Origin of the sequence: Sulfurimonas hongkongensis (assembly GCF_000445475.1) — a bacterium.
GTDB lineage: Bacteria > Campylobacterota > Campylobacteria > Campylobacterales > Sulfurimonadaceae > Sulfurimonas > Sulfurimonas hongkongensis.
The window spans coordinates 23,837-49,118 of the sequence record NZ_AUPZ01000002.1 but is presented as its reverse complement, the minus strand read 5'-3'; the positions used below and the strand labels follow the sequence as shown (position 1 = coordinate 49,118).

Below are 25,282 nucleotides of genomic sequence, written 5' to 3'. Positions count from 1 at the left end.
ATATCAAAAGTGTATAATCAAACAAATATTTTCAATAAAGAGTTAAATTTGCAAACAAGTAGCATAAAAAAGATTGGCGTACTACTGCGGCCATCAACACCTGAACTAAAGAGCAGTTACTACAAGTTAGAGAAGATTTTTAAAAAACACAATATCAATGTATATGTAGATAGCATTAGTGCTGGTATGATTGATGTTATGGGAATGGAGTTTGAAGCAATGTGTCAACATGTGGATGCCATCGTAACTCTAGGTGGAGATGGTACTCTCATCTCGGCAGTCAGACGCTCTTTTAAATTTGGGATACCTGTTTTAGGAGTCTATGCTGGAAGTCTAGGTTTTTTAGCAGATGTAAACTTAGATGAACTCGATGAGTTTGTGCATAAAATGACACAGGATAAGGTAAGAGTTGATGAGAGATCAGTTTTAGAGGTAAAAATAGTTGGTAAAAACAAGGAACTAGAGACTAATGCTTTTAATGATATGGTTCTAACTCGCTCAACTATCTCAAATATGATTCATATTGAAACTCTTGTAGATGCAAAACCATTTAACACCTACTATGGAGATGGAGTAGTAGTCTCAACTCCAACAGGCTCAACTGCCTATAACCTCTCTTGTGGAGGTCCTGTAATCTTCCCTCTAACAGAAGTTTTTGCACTTACACCAATCTCTGCACACTCACTTAGTCAAAGACCAGTAGTACTGCCTGGAAAGTTTTCTATAGAGATGAAAACACCACAAAACAAGGCCTTAGTCATTATAGATGGTCAAGATATGCATGAGATAGAGCAGGGTGATAGCGTACATATAAGACTAGCATCTGCAAAGGCAAAACTCATTCATAGAGAGGAGTTTAACTACTTTGAGGTTTTAAAACAAAAATTGGGTTGGGGAGATCATAGATGATAGAGAGATTTTATCTAAAAGATTATCTTAGTTTTAAAAAAGTTGAGCTAAATACAGCTGGAGGACTTATAGTCTTTAGCGGTCCTAGTGGAAGTGGAAAATCAATCCTTATGAAGGCAATCCTCTCATCTTTTGGGGTTGAGAGTTGCGAGGCATCTCTATGTGAGTCAAGTGTGAACTGGCATCTTGAGATGGATGACTTTGGCATAGAAAATGAAGAGATAAATATCTTTAAACAGATAAAAAGAGAAAAAGCAAGATACTTTATAAACAATCAAAGCCTCTCTAAAAAAGCGATATCTAACTTAAGTTTTAGCTATTTAAGACACTTAAGTCTAAAAGATTATAGTGATTTTGAAGATGCAAATTTGCTATCTATCTTAGACTCAAGGATAAAGAAGAACTCAAAAGAGATAGAGAACCTAAAAAAAAGCTACAAAGACTCTTTTTTGATGCACTCACAAGTAAGAGCTGAGCTGGACAATATAGAAGAAGAAGAGAAAAGAATAGTAGAATTAAAAGAGTTTGCAACTTTTGAGATAAACAAAATTCAAGAAATAAACCCAAAACCAGCAGAAGATGAAGAACTGCTTAGGATAAAAAAAGATCTCTCAAAAAAAGAGAAGCTTCAAGAGAGCATAGCAAAAGCGAGTGCCATTTTTGAGAGTGAAAACTTTGTTAGCTCAACTCTAAACCTGCTTGATAATAATAGCTCATCTTTTGATGATGCTATGAATGAGTTAAGAGCTATTTTTGATAGTGCAGAGGCAAGGTTTAACGAGCTTGATGATGTTGATATTGAAGAGGTTTTAAACCGTATAGAAGAGATTAGTTGGCTAAAAAAAAGGTATGGAAGTATAGAAGAAGCCTTAGAATATAAAGAGCAAAAAGTTTTAGAGTTGCAAAGGTATGAAAATATTGAGATAAACAAAGAAGAGCTGACAAAACAAGAGATAAGTTTAAAAAAAAAGATAGAGAGTTTGGCCGAGGCTATATCTGGGCTAAGAGAGGCTCAAATAGACAAGTTTGAGAAAGATTTAAATAGGTATTTAAAAGAGCTTTATCTAAGAGATGCACAAGTTACTCTTAGTAGATGCACTCTTAATCTTAATGGTCAAGACAAAATTGAGATAAAATTAAATAGCACAGAGCTTCAAAAGGTAAGTACAGGAGAGTTTAACAGATTAAGACTCGCCATTTTAGCTTTAAAGTCTGAGTTTATGCATAAAAATGGTGGAGTCTTAATGCTCGACGAGATAGACGCAAATCTTAGCGGAGAAGAGTCAATGAGCGTTGCAAAAGTTTTAAGACAACTCTCAAAGCATTTTCAAATCTTTGTAATCTCGCATCAACCACAACTAACTTCCATGGGAGAACAGCACTTTTTCATATATAAAGAGGATGATGAATCTAAGGTAAAAGAGCTTAGTTTCAATGAGAGAGTAGATGAGATAGCAAGGATTATAAGTGGTGAGAGTATATCAGTTGAGGCTAAAAACTTTGCAAAAGAGCTTTTAGAAGTAAGCAGATGTGCTGAACAAGAGAGAAAAAGGTAAAAAATGATAATAGATACACATATACACTTAGATCACGATAGATACAAAGATGACTTAGATGAAGTTTTAAATAGAGCAAGAGTTGCTAAAGTAAAGAGATTTATCATCCCAGGAGCGGATCCGTCTACACTAAAGAGAACATTAGAAATAGTAGAAAAAAATAGTGATGTTTACTTTGCTGTAGGTGTACATCCTTACGATATGGCATCATTTCATGAGCTTGATTTTGAAAAATATATTGGACATGAAAAGTGTGTGGCCATTGGAGAGTGTGGGCTTGATTATTTTAGACTTGAGGGAAGTGATGAAGAAAAACTTAAAGAAAAAGAGGAGCAAAAAAGAGTCTTTAAGGCTCAAATAGAACTTGCAAAAAAATATAAAAAACCTCTGATAATTCATATAAGAAATGCCTCTAGAGACTCAAAAGAGATTCTTTTAGAACTTAATGCAAGAGAAGTTGGTGGGGTACTTCATTGTTACAATGCTGATGAAGAGTTGCTCTCTTTAGCAAAAGAGGGTTTTTACTTTGGTATCGGTGGAGTTTTGACTTTTAAAAATGCAAAAAAACTAGTAAATGTCTTAGCTAAAATCCCAAAAGAAAAGCTTCTTATAGAGACAGATGGACCATACTTAACTCCCTCGCCACACCGTGGAGAGAGAAATGAACCACTATATACAACGTTGATAGCACAAAAGATCTCTGAACTCTTAGATACACCACTTCAAGACATAAAAGAGCTAACTACGCAAAATGCCCTAAAACTCTTTACTTTACGCTAATTTAATCTTTTTTTAGATAAAATCGAGGCTTTAAATTTAAAATCAGAGTAATCAATGATGAAATTTTTTCTATTACTGCTTTTACCAATCCTTCTAAGTGCGAACTTAACATATGTTTTTAACCATAATAAAGAGGTAGCCCTCTTAGAGTCTTTTGATATAGAGGCTTCATTTCTTTATGATCCTATCATGAATAAGATGAAAGCTCAAAAGCTAAACATTGATAAAAACAAGCACTTTTTTAAAGCAATGGATGAGGCATATACTTTTATCCCCTCGATCAAAAGTATCTTAACTAAACATGGAGTTCCAGCAGAATTTTTATATCTTGCTATGGCTGAATCAAATTTCTCCACTCGTGCATACTCTCCAAAAAGAGCTTCTGGACTTTGGCAGTTTATGCCACAAACTGGAAAACTTTATGGTTTAAGAATTGATGAATATGTTGATGAGAGACGTGACCTTATAAAGTCAACTGAGGCTGCTGCAAAATACCTCTCTCACTTGCATAAGAGATTTGGCAAGTGGTATTTAGCAGCTATTGCTTATAACTGTGGAGGTGGAAGATTAAGCAAAGCGATAAAAAGAGCTGGGAGTGATGAACTAGCTGTTTTACTTGATCCTAAAAAGAGATATATTCCAAGAGAAAGTAGGTTTTATATAAGAAAGATAGTAGCCCTTGCTATGATAGGTTATGATGAGCAGTTTTTAATGAACAGTGAGTATGAGCATCTACTAAATCGTGCAAATGCTTACTCTATCTCGACTGTGCAACTCTCAAGTGGCGACTCTATAAAAAGACTCTCAAAGATAGTGGGTATCCCATTAGCAGAGCTTAAAAAACTAAATCGTCAACTAAAATATGACTTTGTTCCACCTTATGCTTCAAGTTATGATATCTATATTCCATATATAAAATTAAATGAGTTTAAACAAAAATACAAACCTGAACCTATGAAAAACATCTACAAAGTTCATGTAGTAAAAAGGGGAGATAACCTCTCTGCAATAGGTGCAAAATATGGAGTTTCATACAAAGTTATAAAAGATTTTAACAATCTAAAATCATATAGATTGAGTCTAAAACAAAAACTCATAATCCCAATAGAGTCAAATAATAAAAATAAAAAAACATCTTCGCAACACTACTATATGGTAAAGGCAGGAGATACGCTAGAGTCTATCTCTAAAGCTTATAAAGTTAGTGTACAAAGCCTAAAACTTCAAAATCATCTAAACAGTAGCTTTATAAAAATAGGTGATAGGTTAAAGATAAATGAATAGATTCTTATCTATTGTACTTGTTTTTTTGGTCTTATTTTTTACTGCATGTAGCACTAGAGGTCAAAGAGTCTATAGCCCACAAACTCCTACAAAACACTACTCTTCAGACAGAGCCCGCCACAGCTCTGTGATGGATAAAAAAACATATTCGCATCCAACTATGAGGCCTTACGTCATTAGAGGTATAAGGTACTATCCAACTGTTGTGAGTGTTGGAGATAGATTTGATGGTAGAGCTAGCTGGTATGGACCAAAATTTCACGGTAAACATACTTCAAACGGTGAAATATACAACATGTACGATATGACAGCTGCTCATAAAACATTGCCGATGAACACTATAGTAAAAGTTACAAACAAAACAAATGGTAAGTCCATAGTTGTGAGGATTAATGATAGAGGCCCTTTTGTAGATAATAGAATCATTGACCTATCAAAAACAGGTGCTTCAAAGATAGATATGATAGCAGCTGGAACAGCACCTGTAAAGCTAGAGATATTAGGTTTTGAAGCTAAAGGCAAAAAGAAAATTCCAAGTAAAAAAGAGCTTAAAAAACTTCCTCAAAAAGAGATCATTAGTGAGTTTGCCCTTCAAATTGCATCATTTTCAAGAATTGAAGGTGCTCTTAAGATGCAAGAGATGCACGATAATACAGATGGTTATAGAACTATCATAAAAGATGTAGAGAGTGATAGAGGAAGACTCTTTAAAGTTTGGCTAAAAGGCTTTAAAAGTGAGCAAGAAGCAAGAGACTACAAAGCACAAGGGCATTTCAAAAATGCCTTTATCGTAAGAGAGGATTAGAGATGATAAGTAAAAGTAGAAAAACAAAAGAGACAGATATCACTATCTCACTAGAGTTATATGGCAATGGCAAGAGCAACATAGATACAGGAGTTGGTTTTTTAGATCATATGTTAGAGAGTTTTTCAAAGCACTCACTTATTGACCTTGATATCAGATGTAAGGGCGATAATCATATTGATGACCATCACAGCGTTGAGGATATTGGTATAGTTTTGGGCTCTTTAGTAGCAGATGTCTTGTATCCAGTTGAAAATGTTGAGAGATTTGGTAGTGCAAATATAGTGATGGATGAAGCTTGTGTATCTTGTGACTTAGATTTGAGCAACAGACCATTTTTAGTTTATGAATCAAGTGTTGCTGGTAAGGTTGGTAGCTTTGATAGTGAGCTAGTAGAAGAGTTTTTTAGGGCATTTGTTCTCAACTCAAGAATTAGTGCTCATATCATAACTCTTAGAGGAAAAAACAGACACCATATTATAGAAGCTTCTTTTAAAGCTCTAGCTGTTGCCATAAGAAGAGCAATAGCTAAAAATGATAGAGTTGGAATACCAAGCACTAAAGATGTTTTATGATAAAACTTATTGTCTTAGATGTTGATGGTTGTTTAAGCGATGGTAAGCTTATCTATTCAAATGATGGCGTTGAGAGTAAGAGTTTTAATGTAAAAGATGGACTCGCTATTAGCTCTTGGATAAAGATGGGAAACCATGTAGCTATCATCACTGGAAGAAAATCCAATATAGTAACTAGAAGAGCCAAAGAACTAGGTATAAAGCACCTTTATCAAGGTGTAAAGGATAAACAAAGAGTCTTAAGAGAGCTTATAGAATCTTTAGGGCTTAGCTTTTGTGAGGTAGCAGCTATTGGCGATGACTTAAATGACTACCATATGCTAAAATTAGTAAAAAAAAGTTTTGCTCCAAGTGATGGTGTAAAAGAGATAAAAGGGATAGTAAAGATAGTCTTAGAGAAAAAAGGTGGCGATGGTGTGGTAAGAGAGATGATTGATATTTTGGTTGATGATAATAACCAAAGAGAAGATTTTATGAGAGTTTGGATATAGGAGATATTTTGAATATAAATGCCTTTTTTGTCTTCATCGCTATTGGTCTGCTTATGATATATATTGGCTTTAAACCTCAATATGTTGCAGAACAAAATTTTGTTGATGTCCCTCTTTTTGAGCTTGACTCTTTTGTTTTGCATGAGTTAAATCAAGACAAACTCATCACAATTATGAAAGGCTCTAAAACTACAAGGTATTCAAATAGATATAATGTCACAAACATAAGCTATACAGATAATTCAAAAGAACTTCTTGCAAATATACGAGCTGACAATGGGCTTTACAGAGACAAAGAAGAGATTATTGATTTAGTTGGAAATGTTATCTATAATAGAGAAGATGGTTTAGTTTTTGAGTCACAAGAGGCCATATATAATAAAAAAATTGCTATAGCAAAGACTCAAAAAGATTATATAATGTATAGAGACAAAAACAGAGTTATAGGAACTTCTTTAGTTTATGATAATGCAAATAGAAAAATTAAATCTAAAAATGTAGTAGCTAAATATCAGATAAAAGAGAGATAATTATGAAAATTTTAATGGTTTTGAGTGTTTTTTTAGCGTCTTCTTTAATCTCACAAGAGATAAAGATAAAAGCTGATCAGTTTGATGGAGATGAGAAGAGTGGAATCTCTGTATTTGAAGGGAATGTTAATATAGTAAGAAGAAATGATGAACTTAATGCTACAAAAGTAACAGTCTATACTGATTCAGCTCATAAACCTAAAAAGTATATAGCAGTAGGAAACGTTTCTTTTCATATAGAGACAAAAGAGGGTTCTTTGTACGAGGGCGTTGCACAAAAAGTTATATATATGCCAAATCTAAAAGAGTATCACTTTTTTACAGATGTGCATCTAAAGCAACTTGATGAAAAAAAAGAGATTATTGGTGATGAAGTTGTACTTAAAACTATTGAGGGTAAAGCTTATGCTAAAGGTGCAAAAAAAGAGCCTGTTATTATGATATTTAAGATTGAAAAAGAAGAAGACAACACGACTAAAAAAACAGAAAAAAAGCAAGAGAAATAATATGATAGAGATCATTGATGCAAAGTTTATAACATCTGCTCCAAATATAGAAGCAGCACCAGATACACGAGAGCAAAATGAGGTTGTCTTTATGGCTCGCTCAAATGTTGGTAAAAGTTCACTTTTAAATGCACTGACAAATCATAAAGGACTTGCAAAAGTCTCATCAACTCCGGGAAAAACAAGACTTATAAACTACTTTGATGTTACTTTTATAGATAGAGATACTATGCAAAAAAAAGTAGCTAAGTTTGTGGACTTGCCCGGATTTGGTTATGCTAAAGTCTCAAAATCTATGAAGCATGAGTGGGAGAAAAATCTAACTGATTATATCTCTAAAAGAGAGCAAATTAAGCTTTTTGTGCATTTAGTTGATTGTAGGCATCCTGATTTAGATATTGATACCTCTGTAAGTCAATTTTTACTTGCAAATATTAAAGAAAATCAAGTAATCCTTCAAATCTTTACAAAAGTGGATAAGTTAAATCAAAAAGAGCAGAATGCACTAAAACAAAAGTTTCCTAATGCAATGATGGTATCTAGCTCAAAGAAAAAGGGGATACACAAGGTTATAGCAACTATATATGATATTTTATTTGAAGAAGATAAAGTATGATAACTTATAAAAAAGCAAGACTGAGTGATATCGCAGCTATGCAAGAATTAGTGCTCCCAGAGATAGAATCAGGGATAATTTTAAACAGAAGTAGTGATGAAGTTGCTACAAATATTCGCTCATATACACTATGCTTTAAGGATGATGAGCTTTTGGGTTTTTGTGCCTTACATATCCATACTGAATATTTAGCAGAGATAAGATCTCTCATTGTAAAAGAGGGTTTTAGAGGTCAAAAAATAGGAGAAAATCTAGTTAATACTTGCGTAGATGAAGCAAGAAATTTAGGACTTCAAAAAGTGTTATGTCTAACATATAGACAAGCTTTTTTTGAGAGATTAGGTTTTGTAGAGATCCCAAAAGAGTCCCTTCCCGAACATAAAATTTGGGCCGATTGTATAAAGTGTAAACATTTTCCAGTATGCAACGAAGTATCTCTAATCAAAACTCTTTAGTACCATTTGTTTATGTAGCACTCTTTATAGTCTATGAGAGTCTAAGTAGCATCTATCTTTTTTTGCCTCCACTCTTTGGGGTACTTTTTCTACTTTTTGCTGATGCCTTAAAGAAGAAAGATTCACTATATATCTTTTTATGTGCTTTTTGTTTAATTATCTTTGAATCTCAGATGGGCTATCCTCTATTTAGCTCCATCATCTACTTAGGACTAATTTATAAGTTTGTACTTCCAAGACTAAAAAAAATTTTTAGTTGCAATTCTTGCATAAAAGCCTCTTTTGTACTGCTTTCATACCTTGGTTTTTATCTCTTTTTAACACTCCTCTCAAACATATTTCTACTACCAATGCCTGGGCTTAACTACTATATCATATACTACATAGTCATTGAATTTTTTATAGTGAGCATCTTATGAAAATCAAGTTTATTATCGCTTTTTTTGCCATCACTTGGTTAACCCTAGTTGTTCGCGTCTTTTTTTTAGCTGTAGAGTCAAACACTTATTATGAGAGACTATCTTATTCAAACACCATTAAAAATGAACAAATAGCACCTGTAAGAGGTGAGATAGTAGATAGAAATAATAGACCTATAGCTATAAATAAGCTAGGATTTAAGATTCAGCTTCGTCCACATTTAAGGCTAAAGAGTAATATTGAAAATTTTAATGAAGAAATAGATAACTTAGTAAGACTTATCCCAGTTCTTAAAAAAGACAATCTTATAAAAAACTATATAAAAAAAGACTCTTACTACAATCATGACTTTATAGATATAGTTCATTTTATCTCTTATGAAGACATTATGCCAGTATATTCAATTTTGAGTCTAAGAGAAAATATAAATATAGTTCCAGCTCCAAAGAGATACTATCCTTACGGAGAAATAGGTGCGCATGCTATAGGCTATGTCTCTCGTGCAAATAAAAAAGATATTCAAAATGATGAGTTACTTGAGCTCATCGGGTATACTGGAAAATCAGGACTAGAAAAGTACTATAACACTTACCTTCAAGGAAAACCAGGGCAAAGATATGTAAAAGTAAATGCTAACAATCAAGAGATAGAAGAGCTATCATATGAGAGTGCAGATGAGGATAGAAAACTAACCCTAAACATAGATATAGAGCTTCAAAAATATATATCTTCACTCTTTGATAAAAAGGCTGGAGCAGTTATAGTTATGGGTGTAGATGGTGCAATACTCTCAGCTAGTAGTTATCCAGAATATAGCTTAAACACTTTTGTATCTGGCATCTCTTATGAGATGTGGGATAAACTATCAAATAGCCTGGACAAACCATTTACTAACAAGCTTGTAAATGGACTTTATCCACCAGGTTCAACCATAAAAATGGGACTTGCACTCATATATATAACAACTGAGTTAGATAAATCTTGGACTGTAGACTGTAGAGCTTCGATGCCTCTTGGAAAGCGTGTATTTAGATGCTGGAAAAAAAGAGGGCATAGACAAACTGGACTTATAAAAGCCATCAGAGAGAGTTGCGATGATTATTTTTACAAAGGAAGCTTGCAAGTTGGTATAAAAAAAATGAGTGATGGACTTATGAGATATGGACTTGGTAAAAAAACAGGTGTGGATTTGCCAAATGAGTTTATAGGAATAGTTCCATCTCGTGAGTGGAAGAGAAATAAATATAATAAGCCTTGGTTTATAGGTGAGACTGTAAATACTTCAATAGGTCAGGGTGATTTTTTAACAACTCCTATGCAAATAGCTCAATTTACTGCACTTATGGCTACTTCAAAACTTCCTACTCCACACTTTGCAAAGTACATAGGAGATGAAGAGTACAAACCTGAAACTACAGATGTTTTAACAGCGGATGAACTTGATAAACTACCTCTTATACAGAAGTCTATGTATGAGGTATGTAATCATCCAAGAGGAACAGCTACGCACTATCTAAGCTCAAAAGTAACCATAGCTGGAAAGACTGGAACTGCTCAGGTTATTGGAATTATGCAAGATATTGAAGATAGAGTTTTAGAACATGAAATGGAGTACTATACTCGCTCTCACGCTTGGTTTACAAGCTATGGACCATACAAAGATCCAAAGTATGTAGTTTTAGCAATGGTTGAGCACGGCGGACATGGCGGTTCAGCTGCGGGAGAGATAGTCTCAAAAATATACAATAAGCTATTAGAACTTAAGTATATAAAAGAGTAGAAATTTTGTTGTTACACAAGAGCATTCTGAATAAAAAGTGCTAGTATAATCAACAAAAATATTGCTCCTGCTTTGTTGTAGAGTCTGTTTGCTAAGATAAAAAGAAGCGCAACTGATGCTGCTATCATTATCAACATATCATATTTTGTAGCCACAAGGTCTACCGTTAGTGGATTTACAAGAGATGCTGCACCTAAAACCATAGAGAAGTTTGCAACATTTGAGCCTATAATATTTCCAATGCTCATCTCTGCATTTCCTTTTTTGATAGCTACTAAGGAGACTACTAACTCGGGCAAAGAGGTTCCCAAAGAGATTAAAAAGATTCCTATAATCCACTCGCTTACACCAAAAGTTCTAGCTATTTCTGTGCCACTCTCAACAACAAAGTTAGCCCCACCAATAGTTAAGATAAACCCGACAATAAGTAGTAAAATAGGTTTAGTCCAGCTAAATTTTTCTTTTGTAGGCTCTACGCCTAAATCTGCTTTTGGGTCATTGAACAAAAATACCAAGTAAGATACCATCAAAAGAAGGTATAAAACCCCATCAACTCTTCCAATTACTCCATCTTGAACCATCAAGAAAAAGAGTACTAAAGGTACAATTATCCAAGCACTATCAAGTAAAAAAAGATCTCTTTTTGGGTACATTTTTTTACTAATGAAAAAGACTACACCTAATACCAGCGTAATATTAAAAATAACACTTCCAACAACATTTGCAACCGCCATATCGCTCTTATCTTGCGATGCTGCCACCATAGAAGCTGCCATCTCAGGCAGTGATGTTCCAAAAGCTACAAGTGTGGCACCTATGACAAAATGGGATATGTTAAAATGAAGTGCGATTCTCTCTGACTCTTTTATAACAAAGTCAGCTCCATATATAAGAGCCGACATTGCAACTATGAAAATTATAAAATCCATTGTTATCCTTGTGTTCTAACTATTAAACTATTTGGGAGCTCAAATTTATTTATTAGTCTAATCTCTTCTTCTCTCATCTCGCCACTATCTTCCTCATGGTTATATCCTAGAAGGTGCAAGATTCCATGTATAAAAAGCAGAGCTAACTCATCATCACTAGTGTGACCTAGTTCTTTTGATAGTTCCAATACATGCGAAGCGGAGATAACTATACTCCCCAAAGGACTCATAGGCATCTCTTCATAAGGGAAACTCAAAACATCGGTTGGAGCGTCAACTCCTCTATGTTCTTTGTTTATCTTTTGTATCTCTTTTTCATCTGTGATAATTAACTCTATTTCTTTGTCTGTAAGAGTTGTAGCAATGGTGTTTAAAAACTCTTCATTTACATTTAGAGTGGTTTTATTATTAAGTTCAATCATAAGTGGGATTATATCTAACGTGGCTTATATTTTGTCAAAAACAGGCAAAATAAAGCACCTGTTTTTAAAGTTAACCGGTAATATTTAAGTTTTTACCCATACCAGTTTTTTGAGCATTCATCTCCTTAGATAGCTCATTTGCACTATCAAGAACTTTTAGAACTTGTTGTTCTTGAACTTCTAGTGCTTTTTTCATAGGATCTTTTCCGCTCTCTGTAGGAGCAGTTGTAGTAGGTGACATATTAGACGATACTTCCATAGTTTCTCCTTTTTGCTTAATATGTCATTATATACACAAAGTCTTTGATTTAATATTAAAATATTTTTTACTTATGTTAAAATCTTTTTATGAAAACAAAAGAAAAAAAAGCACTCTGTATTATGAGTGGCGGAATGGACTCAACTCTTAGTGCATACATGATGAGAGATGAGGGTTATGAGATAATTGCCTTACATTTTAACTACTCTCAACTGACACAAAACAAAGAGTTAGAGTGTTTTGATGCGATATGCAAAGATTTAGGGGTTAAAGAGAGATACAATCTAGATTTAGATTTTTTCTCTAAAATCGGAGCATCTGCTCTTATAGACAAAGGGATAGAAGTTCAAACAAGCGGGATTGAAGATGGTATTCCCTCAACCTATGTTCCTTTTAGAAACGGCATCTTTTTAAGCATAGCAACAGCTATTGCAGAAAAAGAGGGTGCTAGTACCATCAGCATCGGAGTTGTAGAAGAAGATGGTAGTGGCTATCCTGATTGTACGGACACATTTATAAAAAGTATGCAAAACTCTATAAACCTTGGAACAAAAGATGAAACAGCTCTAGAGATAAAAATGCCACTTGTACATCTATCAAAATCACAAATAGTTCAAGCATCATTAGAGTTAAAAGTGCCTCTTGAACTTACTTGGAGTTGTTACAAAAATGAGACAAAAGCTTGTGGAGTTTGTGATAGCTGCAGGCTAAGACTTCGTGGTTTTAAGTTAGCAGGAATAAGTGATCCAATTGCATACGAGTGAGATAAGCTTTAAAGATTTGAGCATCACTCATGTTCATAAAAAAACTCTTAAAAACAGCTATATAAGCGTTACAAGCGAGGCTAAAGTTATCTTGAAAACTTCTAGTAAATCAAAAATCTATATAAATGATTTGCTTAGAAAAAAAGAGAGTTGGATAAGAAAACAGCTTTTAAAGCAAAAGCAAAATAGACCAATAGAGATAAATCTAGAAGATGAAGTCCTACTCTTTGGAGAGGTTTATAGTGTTGACACTAAAGATGCTGAGATACTTCGTAACTCTCTTTGCAATTTGAGAAAACCAACAAGAGAAAATATACTTAGATGTTATGATAACTTTTATAAAGAGCATGCAAAGAGCTACTTAACTAAAAGAGTAGAGCACTACTCAAGCATTATGAATCTAAAATATCAAGAATTAAAGTTTAAAAAAATGAAAAGTAGATGGGGAAGTTGCAACTCTTTAGGCGTTATAACGCTAAATACAAATCTTTTAAAACTACGCAAAGAGCAGATTGACTATGTGGTGGTTCATGAACTTTCTCACTTAGTTCACATGAACCACTCAAAAGCCTTTCATGCTCTAGTTGAGACCTATTTTACAGACTCTTTAAGAGTCAGAAAAGATATAAGAGAGAGAAGACTTTACTCTATGGACGCTTTAAAGTAACACTTGTGATATCTGCTAGATGGTGACCAAAACATCCAACCACTTGTATTTGTATCATCTGATGCTCTTATCTGCTCAGTAACCTCAAACTTATTGTAAGATCTTTTTTTGTGAGCATAATCTTTAAAGTATTGTAACCACGGTCTAATTCGATTTGGATCTATGGTGTCATGTATGTTTATTATACTTCGTCTAATTACCTCATAAGGGTGTTCTGATGGATGTTCAAAGTAAAAACTTCCACTAGCAAAGCCTGATGGATAGAGCATTGGCGAGATATAGTCACTATGCTTTGCAAGTGAGGCAACACTTTGACCAATGCCATTATCACCACTCTCCCAACAGATATTTCCATAAGTATCAACAGAGATAAAAACTCCATATTTTCTAAGTCTATCTTGGGCTGAACTTAAAAATGTCTCTATCGCTTTTAAGCGATTTTCTTCAGTGCTCTCTTTTTTTAGTTTAAGATTGGCTTTTGCAGGAAAGCGGATGTAGTCAAAGTTTATCTCATCAAAGCCAACTTTAGCAGCTTCTTCGGCTATAGAGATAGTGTAATCGTGACTTCTCTTATCAAATGGATCAACCCATGCCATTTTATCATGGTTTCTCCAAATAGAACCATCTTCATCTTTTATGGCGTACTCTTCATTATTTGACGCTTGAAGCTCATCTTTAAAGACCACAACTCTAGCTATAAGATAGATATTTCTTGACTTCATAAGTTTTATAAAGTCTTCTATATTACCTATAGTTCTATCTTTGCTAGCTCCATAATCATTTGCCTTTGCAAATGTGGTTCTAAAGCTAGTTGAACCATACTCATTTTTTACATCTACAACAAGAGTATTTACTTCTGTTTTATCAATGATTTTCAAGGCTCTTGCAACTGTTTTTGAGTGTATATTTGCACCCCAAAAGGTAAGATATAGTGCTTTTATCTTTATAGATTCTAGCTCTATAATACTTTGGTTTTGCTCTTGACTAAAACTAAGAGGCCTGTATCCATAAGCTTTAGCATGGTACTTTTTTTCATCACTTAAAATCGAGAAAAAACCATTTTCATCTGAGTAAATACTCTTTTTAGAGTCACTTATAATAGCTTTTGATATAGGTTTCAATGTATCTTTATCTATTATAGTTCCATCAAATGAAGCAAAAAGTAGAGTGTTTAAAATAGTTGTTAAAAAAAGTAGTTTTTTCAAAGTTGGTAGTCCATATATTAATCTTAAAAACAAGAAGCAAATAGTGTGCCCCTTATATTAGAAGTGCGATTATACTTTATCTTTCATTTAGAAAATAACGAAGACTTGCATCACTCCACTCACGAGAGAGTTTTAGATGAGCTTCTATAGATGCATATACTCTTTTAAAGTCCTCACTTTTGGCACTTTGCTCAGAGATGACTTCTTTTAAAGCTATCTTTGCAGCCTTTATAACATCTTGTGGATACCTATAAATATCTATATTTAACTCTTTTAATTTTGCAAGAGCATTGATATTTTCTGAATGGAATTCATAAATCATATTTGAGTTTAACTCACTTGCAGCTACTTCTATCATCATCCGATGCTCATGTGAGAACTTGCTCCAGAAGTGCTTATTGAAAGTTAGCTCTAAAATAGAGCCTGGCTCATGCCAACCAGAGTAGTAGTATGGTGCAACTTTATAAAATCCCATCTTGATGTCAAGTGCAGGTCCTACCCATTCAGTAGCATCTATCACACCTCTCTCTAACGCTGTGTATATCTCCCCAGCAGGAAGTAGTATTGGGTTTACTCCCATCTTAGAATAGACTTCACCAGCTAGTCCTGGCATCCTCATCTTTATTCCTTGCATGTCTGCTAAAGAGTTGATAGGCTTTGTAAACCATCCACCCATCTGAATATTAGTATTTCCACCTAAAAAAGGGTAGAGATTATACTTTGCATACTCCTCTCTCCAAAGCTCTAATCCACCCCCATAAAGCATCCATGAGTTAATCTCCTCAGCATTAAAACCAAAAGGGACACCACTAAAGAGAGAAAACGAAGAGTTTTTACCTTTCCAGTAGTAGGGACCTGAGTGAAAAGCATCTATCTGACCGCTCGAGCAAGCATCAAAGACTGCAAGAGCTGGAACAAGAGTATTTTTTGGATAGAGCTTAACCTCTAAAGAGTTAGAGCTTATCTCTTTTATCCTCTTTGCAAAACTCTCAACTCCTGTACCTATGATAGAGAAGTGTGCCGGCCATGAAGTAGCTAGTTTTATACTTGTTTTTTTGTTTTTAACAATATTAAAATTTTTAATCTCATCACTTGACTTTTGGGGATGCTTACTATGATCTATAGCTTGGCGATTATTTTCATTACACCCGCTAAGAGCTAATGAAGCTGATACCAGAGTTGCGCCAGTTATAAAGTCTCTTCTATTCATAATGCTTTAAACTATCTTCTCTGGTGTAACTATAATACCATCGCTATCTGCATAAACATAGTCTCCATCTTCAAAACCAATCCCTCCAAAGGAGAGATGCTCACCTCTCTCTGACTCTGTAACGGGGATATATTTTCTAGGGCAAACTCCAAGTGCATAGAGTGCTACAGGGATATCTTTAATCTGAAATGTATCACGAACATATCCATTTACTATGATGCCAGCGTAGTTGTTTTTATATGCCAACTTCATAAGGTTCTCGCCCACAACTGCAAAATACTCTTCTCTGACATCAACAACTACAACCTTACCACTTCCATCTTCATCACGAAGCAACTCTATAAGCCCAGCATTGTTTTTATCAAGCTTTATAGTTACAACCTCACCTTGGCATCTTGAAGCCCCACCATAGTTTTTAAAATCAGGGTCTAAAACCAAAACCTTATCAATATGCTCATCACAAATATCTGCTGTAAAAAAGTCCATTTTTCTTCCTAAATTTTTTTATTGTTTGTATTATAACCTCATATATTATCAATAAGGCTTATTTTTACTTAAGAGTATGTCAAACTTTTTGCTAGACTGCTTGAGTAAGACTTGAGGTAGTTTATAAAATATGTCTCTTTTGTTTTTAACTTATTTTTTTAAAGTTAGCAGTTTCTTCTTTTAATCTCTCAGCAATCCAAACTTTAATAATCGATTGTCTTGTTACTCCAATCTTTTTAGCTTCTTCATCAAGTGAATTTATTACCCACTCAGGAAAATCAACATTGGCTTTTTTAGTGTTTGAGTTTTTATTCAGGGGCTATTTTATCGTAATTAACTGGAAAGTCATAAATTAAATCAACACCTTAAATATCTTTTTATTTCACTTATCTAGTTAAATTATTTGTAAATTGTCGTACGTTTAAGATTTGTAGTCTTTTTTGTTGAAATCATTAATGGGACAAAATCCTCCTTAACTCCAACTCTATTTTACAAACTCACCTTACCAAACTTTTAAAAGATTTTTGCTATCCTTGCAGCATAATAATAAATAGGCATGAAATAGCATGAAAGTAGTAACAGGCGTAGTTGGGAACGATATACACGTTGTGGCAAATAGACTCATCGAACTCTCTTTAAATGCAAGAGGTTTTGAGGTTTTTAATCTTGGGGTAAACACTTACCTTGAAGAGTTTTTTGATGCGGTGGTTGAGACTGGGGCGGAGGTGCTTCTTATCTCTTCGCTAAATGGCGAGGCTGAGGGTTGGAGTAGGGAGATAAAACTTCTAAAATCAAGCTACAAAGGCTTAGACAATCTTGTTATGATGATAGGTGGAAACTTAGTTGTGGGTAGTGCAGATGCAGAAGAGATAGTGCCAAAGTATAAAAACTACGGTTTTGATTTGGTTTTTCATCAAGTAGACTTAAATACAGGGCTCGATACCTTAGAAGAGTACTTAAAACAAAGAGGTATGAGATGAGCTTGCTTCAAGAAGAAAGAGAGATCATACTAAGTAACGAGTATGTAGATAACTTTGACTTTGCAGAGGTTGAAGAGTTTGTAAGAGGTGCTAGTAAAGAACTCTTTATCTCACACCACTTTAAGACAAAAAAGAAGATGCTAGTTCAGCCTCGTGGTGGTTTCCCAACATACAAGAAACAATACGCTCTAAATGAGTTTTTTGTAAATGCAAATGTCGATGTTTTACCACTTACTATCGACTCAAACACAAGACTAAACGATTATGCAACTGCAAAGAAGATGCTACGCCTAAGTGAAGAAAATGATGTAGATATGTTAAATGGCTATCCACTTGTAAATCACGGCTATAGAACTACAAGAAAGATGATAACTCACTTTAACAAGCCTGTAAGCCTAAGGCACGGTACACCAGATGCAAGACTTCTTATAGAGACCGCTATCGCATCTGGCATCTTTGAGATAGAGGGCGGACCTATTACCTACTTGTTGCCATACTCTAAAAACTTTCCACTAGATAAAGCTTTTTTGTATTGGAAATATGTTGAGAGAGTTTGTGCAAACTATTCACGCTTAAATGAACCCATAAACAGAGAATCTTTTGGTCCGCTAACTGCAACTCTTGTGCCTCCAGCTATTACTATTGTGATACAGCTCTTAGAGATGCTACTCTCACTAGAAGAGGGTGTGAAATCATTTTCAGTCTCTTTTTCTCAAACTGGCTCCATGAACCAAGACATAGTTATGGGTGCGGTTATTAGAAAGCTCTCAGCTTTTTATGCAAAAGAGATAGGTTGCGAAGATGCAAATATCCATCTAGTCTATCATCAATGGATGGGAGCGTTTCCAACCAACAAAAGCTTTGCAGAACAGCTTATAAATATGTCAACAGTCATAGCATCTATGGTTGGGGCGGATAAGATAATTACAAAAACAAGAGAAGAAGCATCAGGAATCCCTACAAAAGAGGCAAACGCCGCGACAGTTGCAAACACTCAATACACTCTTGGCATCTTAAATGGTCTTCCGCGTATTGTAGATGAAGAAGAGGAGGAGATTTTAATTCTTGAAGTTCATGCTATTATGGAGGCGGTTTTTAATGACCCAGCCGATACTCTTTGGAGAAAGGTCTTTAACTCCATAAAAAATGGCATCATAGATGTACCATTTTCACCTCACATCATAAACCACAACGAGATGATAACCATAAGAGATGCAAAGAAAAACATCCGCATCATAAAAAGAGGAAATGTACCTATACCCAAAAGGTGTTACGAATATGAAAAGGCGCAGTGTAACCTTAACAAAGACACTACAAGTATAGTTAATGATATCATTCACGACATAGGAATTATGCAATGAACAGACTACTAATAGACGTAGGAAGTACCTACTTTAAAGTTAGTACACCAGAGTGTATAGAACAGCATTTTAGAGACTTTAACAAAGATATATTAGATGATTTAAAATACAAATGCCAAAAAACCATAGAGTGCTATAAAAAAAATGATGTATATATCTGCTCTTCGGCAAATGGAGGTCTTAGCACTCTAATCATCGGACTTACAAACTCCTTTTCTCTAAAGTATGCTAAAAACATTGCTTTTAACTCTGGCATCAACATTATAGAGAGTGTGATGTATCAAAACCTCTTGGACTACTCCATCCCTAGTGATTTGATTGATGTAGTCATCATAGTTGGTGGAATCAACTCAAATAGGGATATTTTTAAAGATGATTTGTATGAGTATTTAGAAAAGTTAAACTACTCAAATATAGTCTTTGTAGGGTGTGAAAATGAAGCACAAAAGCTAGAGAAAAATATCCAAAATCTCGTCATACTACCTAATATCATAGATGAAAAGCTTCATATTATAGAAGAAAATCTAAAAGTCTATCTTACAAATCTATATCAGCAGGATATTGAGGGAAAAGAAGATATCAAAAACCTCTATGAAATCACCGCAAATCAAATCTACTCAACCCCATATATAGTAAACAAAACACTTCCATTTATCCATACAAAATTTGGTGTAGTTGATCCTTTTATACTTATAGATATAGGTGGAGCTACAACAGATATTCACTACTCAAAAGACTTAGTTGATGACAATATCGTAACCGAAAATGAGTATGACAGACTTGTCTTTAAAAAGCTTGGAGTTTATAAATCAAAAGAGTCTCTTATCTTCGCAGCCCAAAGTAACGAGTTTGTTTATGAGCTTTTAGCACATCTTAAAGTGACTGAGAACATTTTTAGCGATGAGAGTCAAAAAGGTACTAAGGTTTTGATGCAACTTGCGATATTTTTAGTACTAACAAAGATGTCATACTATAAACAATCATACATAAACCTAAAACTTCTCTCTATAAACTCCATAGTCTTTACAGGTGGCATTACTAAGGTTTTATCTGCAAATGAAATAGAAGATATCATCTCATTTTTTTACAAAAAGATACTAAATTCACAACACAACCCAATGACAGTACTAGATGGCAACTATGATATTTGGACCATTGGAGCAGGAGGAGAAGAAAATGTCAATTAACTCTATTAGAACACTTATCGAAGATGGAGCTTTAACGCATCCAGAAAAAAAAGTGATTGTTTTTAGCGAAGATAGCATTAGCTACAAAGAGCTTTTAAAGAGAGTTGATCAGGTCGCTTACTACTTAAATGAGCTAGATCTTCCAAAAGAGTCACGAATCGGAGTCTATTCAAACAAAGGGATAGATCAAGTTATAGCAATCCTTGCCATTCTCTCAACTCCTTACATCTTAGTACCTCTTACAAAGCTTTTAAAGCCAAAACAAGTTGAGTACATTATTGATGACTGTGATATAAAGTGCATTATAACTGATAAAGTAAAGCTAGAGAGCATAGAAGAGATTAGTTTCAATGGTCATATTATTTCATATGAAACAGCTTCTAGTGATATAGCTTCATTTGAAGAGATTTTTAAATATTATAACAAAACATACAATTGTGATGTAAATGGCCACAACAATGCCATTATTACTTACTCTTTTGGACTCTCAGGGACTCCAAAAGGCATAGTTATCTCGCACAGAAATCTAATAGACTCAGCTCGTGTAGCATCACAATATCTAAGTCTAGAAGAGAGTGATATTATCTCTGGCATTCTTATCTTTAACCTAGATTATGGACTAAATCAAATCTTTAGCACACTCTATAAAAGAGCTACTCTTGCACTTCATAGGTTTATATTGCCAGAGGACTTTTTTAACCATCTCATAAATGACAAAGTAACAGTTTTACCTTTGATGCCTTTTAATATTACACAGATTTTTGATATTAATAGAGTCCCAAATCCTGAACTTTTTGATGGGGTTAGAATAATTACATCATCAGGTGGAAACGTAACTCCAAAGATGATAAAAGAGTGCAAAAAAACATTTAGAGAGGCACTTTTCTTTTCTATGCACGGTTTAACAGAAGCATTTCGTTCAACATATCTTGACCCATCACAGATTGAGATACGACCTGAATCTATAGGTAAAGCCATCCCTGATGTTGAGCTTTTCGTCTTAAACGAAGATGGTAAAGAGTGCAAAGTCCGTGAAGTAGGGGAGCTAATACACAGAGGCGGCTATATATATAGAGGTTTCTGGAAGGCACCTGAACAAAATGCAAAAAGATTTAAGTCAATTGAGATTTTAAAAGATATTATAAACCTAGAGGGTCAACTAAGAGATGAAGTAGTAGTTGCATCTGGTGATTATGTTTACAAAGATGAAGAGGGTTATCTCTACTTTGTATCAAGAGACGATGATATGATAAAAACTAGAGGTTTTAGAGTCTCACCTTTTGAGATAGAGTCTGTTGTAAATAGGTGTCTGCCCCAGATAAAGGAGTGTGCAGTCTTTTCTATAGAAAATGAAGAGATAGAAGAGGAGATTGTTATGGTTTACTCAGCTCTTAGTGAATTAGCTCCAAAAGAGATAATATTTGAGCTTAAAAAACATCTTGCTTCTTATATGATCCCAAGTAAAATCATATATAAAAGGTCTCTCCCTCTAGTGCAAAGTGATAGAAATAAGATAAATAAAGATGCACTAAAGAGAGAGTTTATTTAAGTATGGCATAATGGAGCTCTAGAAAAATTCTAAAATACAGACCAAAGGAGTAAAATTATGGCAAAAAGAGGAATCTCAATACTAAAAGGTATAGAAGCAACAGAAGTTGTAGAGTTGCTAAATAAGGCTTACTGTGATGAGTGGTTAGCTTATTACCAATACTTTGTAGAAGCAAAAGTAGTTAAGGGTATTATGAAAGATGCTGCAATTACTGAACTTCTTGAGCATGCAGCAGATGAGCTACGTCATGCAGATATGGTAGCTGAGCGTATCTTACAACTAGGTGGTACACCTACTTTACATCCGAATGATTGGACGAAAAATTCCAATTGTGATTATGAAGCACCAGAAGACGCTAGTGTATTATCAGTTTTAGAACAAGCTATAAAAGGTGAGCAGTGTGCAATTAGCGTTTATTCAAGTCTAGCAGATATCACTAAAGGAAAAGATATAGTTACTTATGATATTGTCTCTCAGATCTTAGCTGATGAAGTAGAGCATGAAGAGGATTTACAAGCCCTTCATGATGATATAGGCGAATTTTTTGCAGAGATAAAGAAAAATCTAAGTTAAAAAAGAGTCGGCTGAGTATGGTAGGGTGTCTTTTTTTCTAAGATGCTTCTATCTACTCCAACAATAAGAGCAAAATGAAAATGATTTTGCCCTAAAATACCAAGTATCTCTTTTTGGTGTTTATACTTAAAAGTGCTCTCATCTTGTGAGATAGCAAGAGAATCTGGAATGACAATAATTATCTTTGCCCAAGGTGCACTTGAGTTTAAAAACCTTATCTCGCTCTCTATGATACTTGTGTTTTGCTCAAAGATAAGCACTTTATCACTAGTTCCAAACTCTTTTATCTCAAAATTTTTGTTAGTAAAGAGAGCTTGAAAATGTTCTATTTGTGTAAATTTTCTAAGTCTAAAATCAATTTTTAAACTTTTATATAGATGCAGAAGTTCTTCTAAGTAAGGGATGAAAAATGGTGATATAAGTTGTCTCTCATAAAAAATATTATCATAGATAAATGAAGTCTCAAAAAGAGTTTGTTCCATTATTTGGATTGACTCTCTTGTGTTTTTTGTTAGAGTTCTTATGTTTGTAAAGATATCCCTGGAGTTAAGAGCAGGGCAGAAGAGTATAGTGGCTCTCTCCTCTACTTGCCAAAGAGACTTAAAAACACTTCTCATATCTCCGTGAGCAACTAAAAAACTATTTTGTGTTATGACTTGAAGAGCTAGTTTTAGAACTATTTCATTGCACTCATAAGCCACAACCTCTTTTTCAATAAGTCTAAAACGAAGAAGTCTCTTTATAGCCTCGTCTAAGTCATCAACTTTTATCCAAGCTATTTCGCTATCACTTATCTCAATCTGCTTATCAAAAACAACCCCATAAGCGCCACTCTTTACAGCAACTTCTATATCCTCTTGATTATAAGCAAAAAAGAGATCTCCCCTTTTTACTCTATGTGCTTGGAAAATTGTATTTTCAAAACTACTTACACATGGCTCATTTATAAGTACTCCATGTGTAAGTGCCAGGAAGTTTTCAAGTCTCATCCAATCGGTGTTCCTGCTTTTTTAGGTTTTTCAGGTCTTACTAAACATAGACCATCTTCATCCTTAGCAGCAAGAAGCATTCCCTCTGAGATCATGCCCATAAGTTTTGCAGGTTTTAAGTTTGCAACTACACAGACTTGTGTTCCAACTAGACTCTCGGCTGAGTAAAACTCTTTGATGCCAGCTATAACTTGACGAGTTCTACTTTCACCCAAATCCACTTGAAGTTTTAGAAGTTTTTTACTCTTTGGTACTTCCTCAGCTTGAACGATATGTCCAACTTTTAGCGAAGTTTCAAAAAACTGACCTATTTCTATAAGATTATCTTGTTCTAATTCCTCTTTAGTCTCTTCTTCTGGCTTGTTTGGTTGGGCCTCAGGAGCTTCTGGCATTAAAGGCTCTTCTACGCGAGGGAAGAGAGGAGGGACTTTTTTGATATTAAATAATTTCAATAATTTTCTATCGATAATTAGCTCATTGTAGCTTGCGTTGTCTATAGTAAAATTTAGTGCATCTGCAATAGTAACAGTTGTCTTTGGCATCACAGGGCTTAGCATTATAGAGGCTTTAGCTAAAATATTTGCAACTAACGCTACAGTAGCTAGTGCTTCATCTTTTTTGTCCTCTTTCATTTTAGTCCATGGAGCGTGTTCCTCTATAGCTTTGTTTCCTATAGTAAATAGCTTCCATAATTCTTCTAAGTATCTATGAGTCTGCATATTTTGCATAAAATCATCAAGATTTGCAAGAGCTTTGTTCATTGCATCTAGTTCATTTCTATGGTACTTCTCTACGTCTTTGCTATCTATTTCATATTCAGAGTATTTACCACTCATACCAATAATACGATTTAAAAGATTTCCAAGATCATTACTAAGTTCAGAATTTATTCTCTCTATTAGTGCTCTTTGCGAGAAGTCTCCATCTTGGCCAAAAGGGACTTCTCTAAGCATAAAATATCTAAGGTTTTCAACTCCATAAGCATTTGCGACCTCTCTTGGAGAGATAACATTGCCTTTTGATTTACTCATCTTCTCTCCATCTCTAGTCCACCAACCATGTGCACCAATATGTTTTGGAAGAGGTAGATCTAGACTCATAAGAAAAGCAGGCCAGTAAATAGCGTGAAAACGCAAGATATCTTTACCCACAAGTTGCATAGATGCAGGCCAAAATTCCATGTTTACATCATCTTTACCATAGCCTAGTGCAGTTACATAGTTCATAAGCGCATCTAGCCAAACATACATAACATGTTCTTTATCATTTATAGATTCTGGTATAGGGACTCCCCAAGTAAAAGAAGTACGGGTAACAGAGAGGTCTCTCAAACCACTCTTTACAAAATTTTTAACCTCATTTGCACGAGAGCGGGGGAGTATAAAGTCAGGGTTTTGTTCATAGTGTTCTAGTAGTGCATCTTCATATTTAGAGAGCCTAAAGAAGTAACTCTCTTCTTTAACAACATTTGTAGGCTTGCCACAATCAGGGCAAAACTCTCCATCTACAAGTTGAGTCTCAGGAAAAAAAGTCTCACAACTCACACAGTAGTGACCTTCATAAAAGTCTTTATAGATATCGCCCTTAGCATGCATGACCTCAAAAGCTTTCTGGACGCCTAGCATATGATCTTTATCTGTTGTTCTAATAAACTTATCATAGCTTATCTCAAACTCATCCCAAAGATTTTTAAAAGATGCACTTATCTCATCTGCAAACTCTTGAGTAGGTTTACCACTTTTTTTTGCTGATTCTTCTATCTTTTGACCATGTTCATCAGTCCCTGTTAGAAAGTAGGTTTTATGACCTTTTAGTTTTTCATATCTTGCCATTGCATCAGCTATAAAAGTTGTATATGCGTGACCAATATGCGCTTCGCCATTTACATAATAGATAGGTGTTGTTATATACTTATTCAAAAAATCTCCCTTAATTTTACTTTGTCACGCCAAAGGAACAAGTCCCTTTGGCTACGTTAACACTTGGTTTTGCTC

29 protein-coding genes are annotated in these 25,282 nt (G+C 34.5%); 20 read left to right on the top strand and 9 right to left on the bottom strand.

The features are described 5' to 3' along the window. Positions 1-48 precede the first annotated feature (48 nt). From M947_RS12770 to mrdA, 13 genes are read left to right on the top strand one after another with little or no spacing between them, the layout of a single operon-like run. The gene (locus M947_RS12770) at positions 49-909 is read left to right on the top strand and encodes an NAD(+)/NADH kinase (protein ID WP_021286411.1); all 861 of its coding nucleotides are present in this window, start codon (positions 49-51) and stop codon (positions 907-909) included. Further along, positions 906-2,465, top strand: a complete 1,560-nt coding sequence (locus tag M947_RS12765; RefSeq protein ID WP_021286410.1) for an AAA family ATPase — start codon at positions 906-908, stop codon at positions 2,463-2,465. The genes M947_RS12770 and M947_RS12765 overlap by 4 nt, the downstream gene beginning before the upstream one ends. Positions 2,466-2,468: 3 nt before the next feature. Beyond that, positions 2,469-3,245, top strand: coding sequence for a TatD family hydrolase (locus M947_RS12760; protein WP_021286409.1), 777 nt, complete (start codon positions 2,469-2,471; stop codon positions 3,243-3,245). A 57-nt stretch (positions 3,246-3,302) separates the two neighbouring features. Continuing rightward, positions 3,303-4,529 carry a lytic transglycosylase domain-containing protein gene (locus M947_RS12755; protein ID WP_021286408.1) on the top strand — a complete coding sequence of 409 codons (1,227 nt, stop codon included), beginning with the start codon at positions 3,303-3,305 and terminating at the stop codon, positions 4,527-4,529. Beyond that, positions 4,522-5,334: a septal ring lytic transglycosylase RlpA family protein gene (locus M947_RS12750; RefSeq protein ID WP_021286407.1), complete on the top strand. Its 813-nt coding sequence runs from the start codon at positions 4,522-4,524 to the stop codon at positions 5,332-5,334. Before M947_RS12755 ends, M947_RS12750 begins: the two co-directional genes overlap by 8 nt. A gap of 2 nt (positions 5,335-5,336) precedes the next feature. Continuing rightward, positions 5,337-5,909 carry an imidazoleglycerol-phosphate dehydratase HisB gene (gene hisB, locus M947_RS12745; protein WP_021286406.1) on the top strand — a complete coding sequence of 191 codons (573 nt, stop codon included), beginning with the start codon at positions 5,337-5,339 and terminating at the stop codon, positions 5,907-5,909. Beyond that, positions 5,906-6,400, top strand: a complete 495-nt coding sequence (locus M947_RS12740) for a KdsC family phosphatase (protein WP_021286405.1) — start codon at positions 5,906-5,908, stop codon at positions 6,398-6,400. Before hisB ends, M947_RS12740 begins: the two co-directional genes overlap by 4 nt. An 8-nt stretch (positions 6,401-6,408) precedes the next feature. Continuing rightward, positions 6,409-6,930 (top strand): LPS export ABC transporter periplasmic protein LptC, encoded by a 522-nt coding sequence (lptC, locus tag M947_RS12735; RefSeq protein ID WP_021286404.1) that lies wholly within the window; start codon positions 6,409-6,411, stop codon positions 6,928-6,930. A gap of 2 nt (positions 6,931-6,932) precedes the next feature. Next, positions 6,933-7,436, top strand: coding sequence for a lipopolysaccharide transport periplasmic protein LptA (gene lptA, locus M947_RS12730; protein ID WP_021286403.1), 504 nt, complete (start codon positions 6,933-6,935; stop codon positions 7,434-7,436). Position 7,437: 1 nt separating this feature from the next. Then, positions 7,438-8,052, top strand: a complete 615-nt coding sequence (gene yihA, locus M947_RS12725; RefSeq protein WP_021286402.1) for a ribosome biogenesis GTP-binding protein YihA/YsxC — start codon at positions 7,438-7,440, stop codon at positions 8,050-8,052. Beyond that, positions 8,049-8,507 carry an N-acetyltransferase gene (locus M947_RS12720; protein ID WP_021286401.1) on the top strand — a complete coding sequence of 153 codons (459 nt, stop codon included), beginning with the start codon at positions 8,049-8,051 and terminating at the stop codon, positions 8,505-8,507. The genes yihA and M947_RS12720 overlap by 4 nt, the downstream gene beginning before the upstream one ends. Then, a complete protein-coding gene (locus M947_RS12715) occupies positions 8,474-8,926 on the top strand; it encodes a hypothetical protein (RefSeq protein WP_021286400.1) in 453 nt (150 codons plus the stop codon). Before M947_RS12720 ends, M947_RS12715 begins: the two co-directional genes overlap by 34 nt. Beyond that, the gene (gene mrdA / locus M947_RS12710; RefSeq protein WP_021286399.1) at positions 8,923-10,707 is read left to right on the top strand and encodes a penicillin-binding protein 2; all 1,785 of its coding nucleotides are present in this window, start codon (positions 8,923-8,925) and stop codon (positions 10,705-10,707) included. The genes M947_RS12715 and mrdA overlap by 4 nt, the downstream gene beginning before the upstream one ends. 11 nt (positions 10,708-10,718) lie before the next feature. On the opposite strand, the gene M947_RS12705 is transcribed toward mrdA, so the two are convergent. The 3 genes from M947_RS12705 to M947_RS12695 all read right to left on the bottom strand — a co-directional run bounded on the left by M947_RS12705 (position 10,719) and on the right by M947_RS12695 (position 12,317). Next, entirely contained in the window at positions 10,719-11,636 is a 918-nt protein-coding gene (locus M947_RS12705; RefSeq protein ID WP_021286398.1) for a calcium/sodium antiporter, read from the bottom strand. Between the two features lie 2 nt (positions 11,637-11,638). After that, positions 11,639-12,058, bottom strand: a complete 420-nt coding sequence (gene ybeY / locus M947_RS12700) for an rRNA maturation RNase YbeY (RefSeq protein WP_021286397.1) — start codon at positions 12,056-12,058, stop codon at positions 11,639-11,641. Positions 12,059-12,128: 70 nt separating this feature from the next. After that, positions 12,129-12,317 carry a hypothetical protein gene (locus M947_RS12695; protein WP_021286396.1) on the bottom strand — a complete coding sequence of 63 codons (189 nt, stop codon included), beginning with the start codon at positions 12,315-12,317 and terminating at the stop codon, positions 12,129-12,131. Between the two features lie 89 nt (positions 12,318-12,406). Here M947_RS12695 and queC point away from each other — a divergent pair, with 89 nt between their 5' ends. Then, a complete protein-coding gene (queC, locus tag M947_RS12690; RefSeq protein WP_021286395.1) occupies positions 12,407-13,081 on the top strand; it encodes a 7-cyano-7-deazaguanine synthase QueC in 675 nt (224 codons plus the stop codon). Further along, positions 13,059-13,748, top strand: a complete 690-nt coding sequence (locus M947_RS12685; RefSeq protein ID WP_245541239.1) for a M48 family metallopeptidase — start codon at positions 13,059-13,061, stop codon at positions 13,746-13,748. Before queC ends, M947_RS12685 begins: the two co-directional genes overlap by 23 nt. Here M947_RS12685 and M947_RS12680 read toward each other — a convergent pair. From M947_RS12680 to brnA, 4 genes are all read right to left on the bottom strand, one after another. Beyond that, the gene (locus M947_RS12680) at positions 13,724-14,953 is read right to left on the bottom strand and encodes a putative glycoside hydrolase (protein ID WP_021286393.1); all 1,230 of its coding nucleotides are present in this window, start codon (positions 14,951-14,953) and stop codon (positions 13,724-13,726) included. The genes M947_RS12685 and M947_RS12680 overlap by 25 nt on opposite strands. Before the next feature lie 76 nt (positions 14,954-15,029). After that, positions 15,030-16,163, bottom strand: coding sequence for a TRAP transporter substrate-binding protein (locus M947_RS12675; protein ID WP_021286392.1), 1,134 nt, complete (start codon positions 16,161-16,163; stop codon positions 15,030-15,032). A 6-nt stretch (positions 16,164-16,169) separates the two neighbouring features. Continuing rightward, a complete protein-coding gene (gene rraA / locus M947_RS12670; protein WP_021286391.1) occupies positions 16,170-16,649 on the bottom strand; it encodes a ribonuclease E activity regulator RraA in 480 nt (159 codons plus the stop codon). A gap of 145 nt (positions 16,650-16,794) precedes the next feature. Beyond that, complete coding sequence (gene brnA, locus M947_RS23820; protein ID WP_425425628.1) at positions 16,795-16,965, bottom strand: type II toxin-antitoxin system BrnA family antitoxin; 171 nt, start codon at positions 16,963-16,965, stop codon at positions 16,795-16,797. Positions 16,966-17,215: 250 nt separating this feature from the next. Here brnA and glmS point away from each other — a divergent pair, with 250 nt between their 5' ends. The 5 genes from glmS to M947_RS12645 are packed head-to-tail and all read left to right on the top strand — an operon-like array spanning position 17,216 to position 22,299. After that, positions 17,216-17,629 (top strand): methylaspartate mutase subunit S, encoded by a 414-nt coding sequence (gene glmS, locus M947_RS12665; RefSeq protein WP_021286390.1) that lies wholly within the window; start codon positions 17,216-17,218, stop codon positions 17,627-17,629. Then, the gene (locus M947_RS12660) at positions 17,626-18,990 is read left to right on the top strand and encodes a methylaspartate mutase (RefSeq protein WP_021286389.1); all 1,365 of its coding nucleotides are present in this window, start codon (positions 17,626-17,628) and stop codon (positions 18,988-18,990) included. Before glmS ends, M947_RS12660 begins: the two co-directional genes overlap by 4 nt. Then, positions 18,987-20,177 carry a glutamate mutase L gene (locus tag M947_RS12655; protein ID WP_021286388.1) on the top strand — a complete coding sequence of 397 codons (1,191 nt, stop codon included), beginning with the start codon at positions 18,987-18,989 and terminating at the stop codon, positions 20,175-20,177. Before M947_RS12660 ends, M947_RS12655 begins: the two co-directional genes overlap by 4 nt. Continuing rightward, positions 20,167-21,726 (top strand): AMP-binding protein, encoded by a 1,560-nt coding sequence (locus M947_RS12650; RefSeq protein ID WP_021286387.1) that lies wholly within the window; start codon positions 20,167-20,169, stop codon positions 21,724-21,726. Before M947_RS12655 ends, M947_RS12650 begins: the two co-directional genes overlap by 11 nt. A 57-nt stretch (positions 21,727-21,783) precedes the next feature. Further along, positions 21,784-22,299, top strand: coding sequence for a ferritin-like domain-containing protein (locus M947_RS12645; protein WP_021286386.1), 516 nt, complete (start codon positions 21,784-21,786; stop codon positions 22,297-22,299). Here the strand turns inward: M947_RS12645 and M947_RS12640 are convergent. Then, positions 22,296-23,288, bottom strand: coding sequence for a hypothetical protein (locus tag M947_RS12640; protein WP_021286385.1), 993 nt, complete (start codon positions 23,286-23,288; stop codon positions 22,296-22,298). The genes M947_RS12645 and M947_RS12640 overlap by 4 nt on opposite strands. Then, a complete protein-coding gene (gene metG / locus M947_RS12635; protein ID WP_021286384.1) occupies positions 23,285-25,207 on the bottom strand; it encodes a methionine--tRNA ligase in 1,923 nt (640 codons plus the stop codon). The genes M947_RS12640 and metG overlap by 4 nt, the downstream gene beginning before the upstream one ends. Between the last annotated feature and the right edge of the window lie 75 nt (positions 25,208-25,282).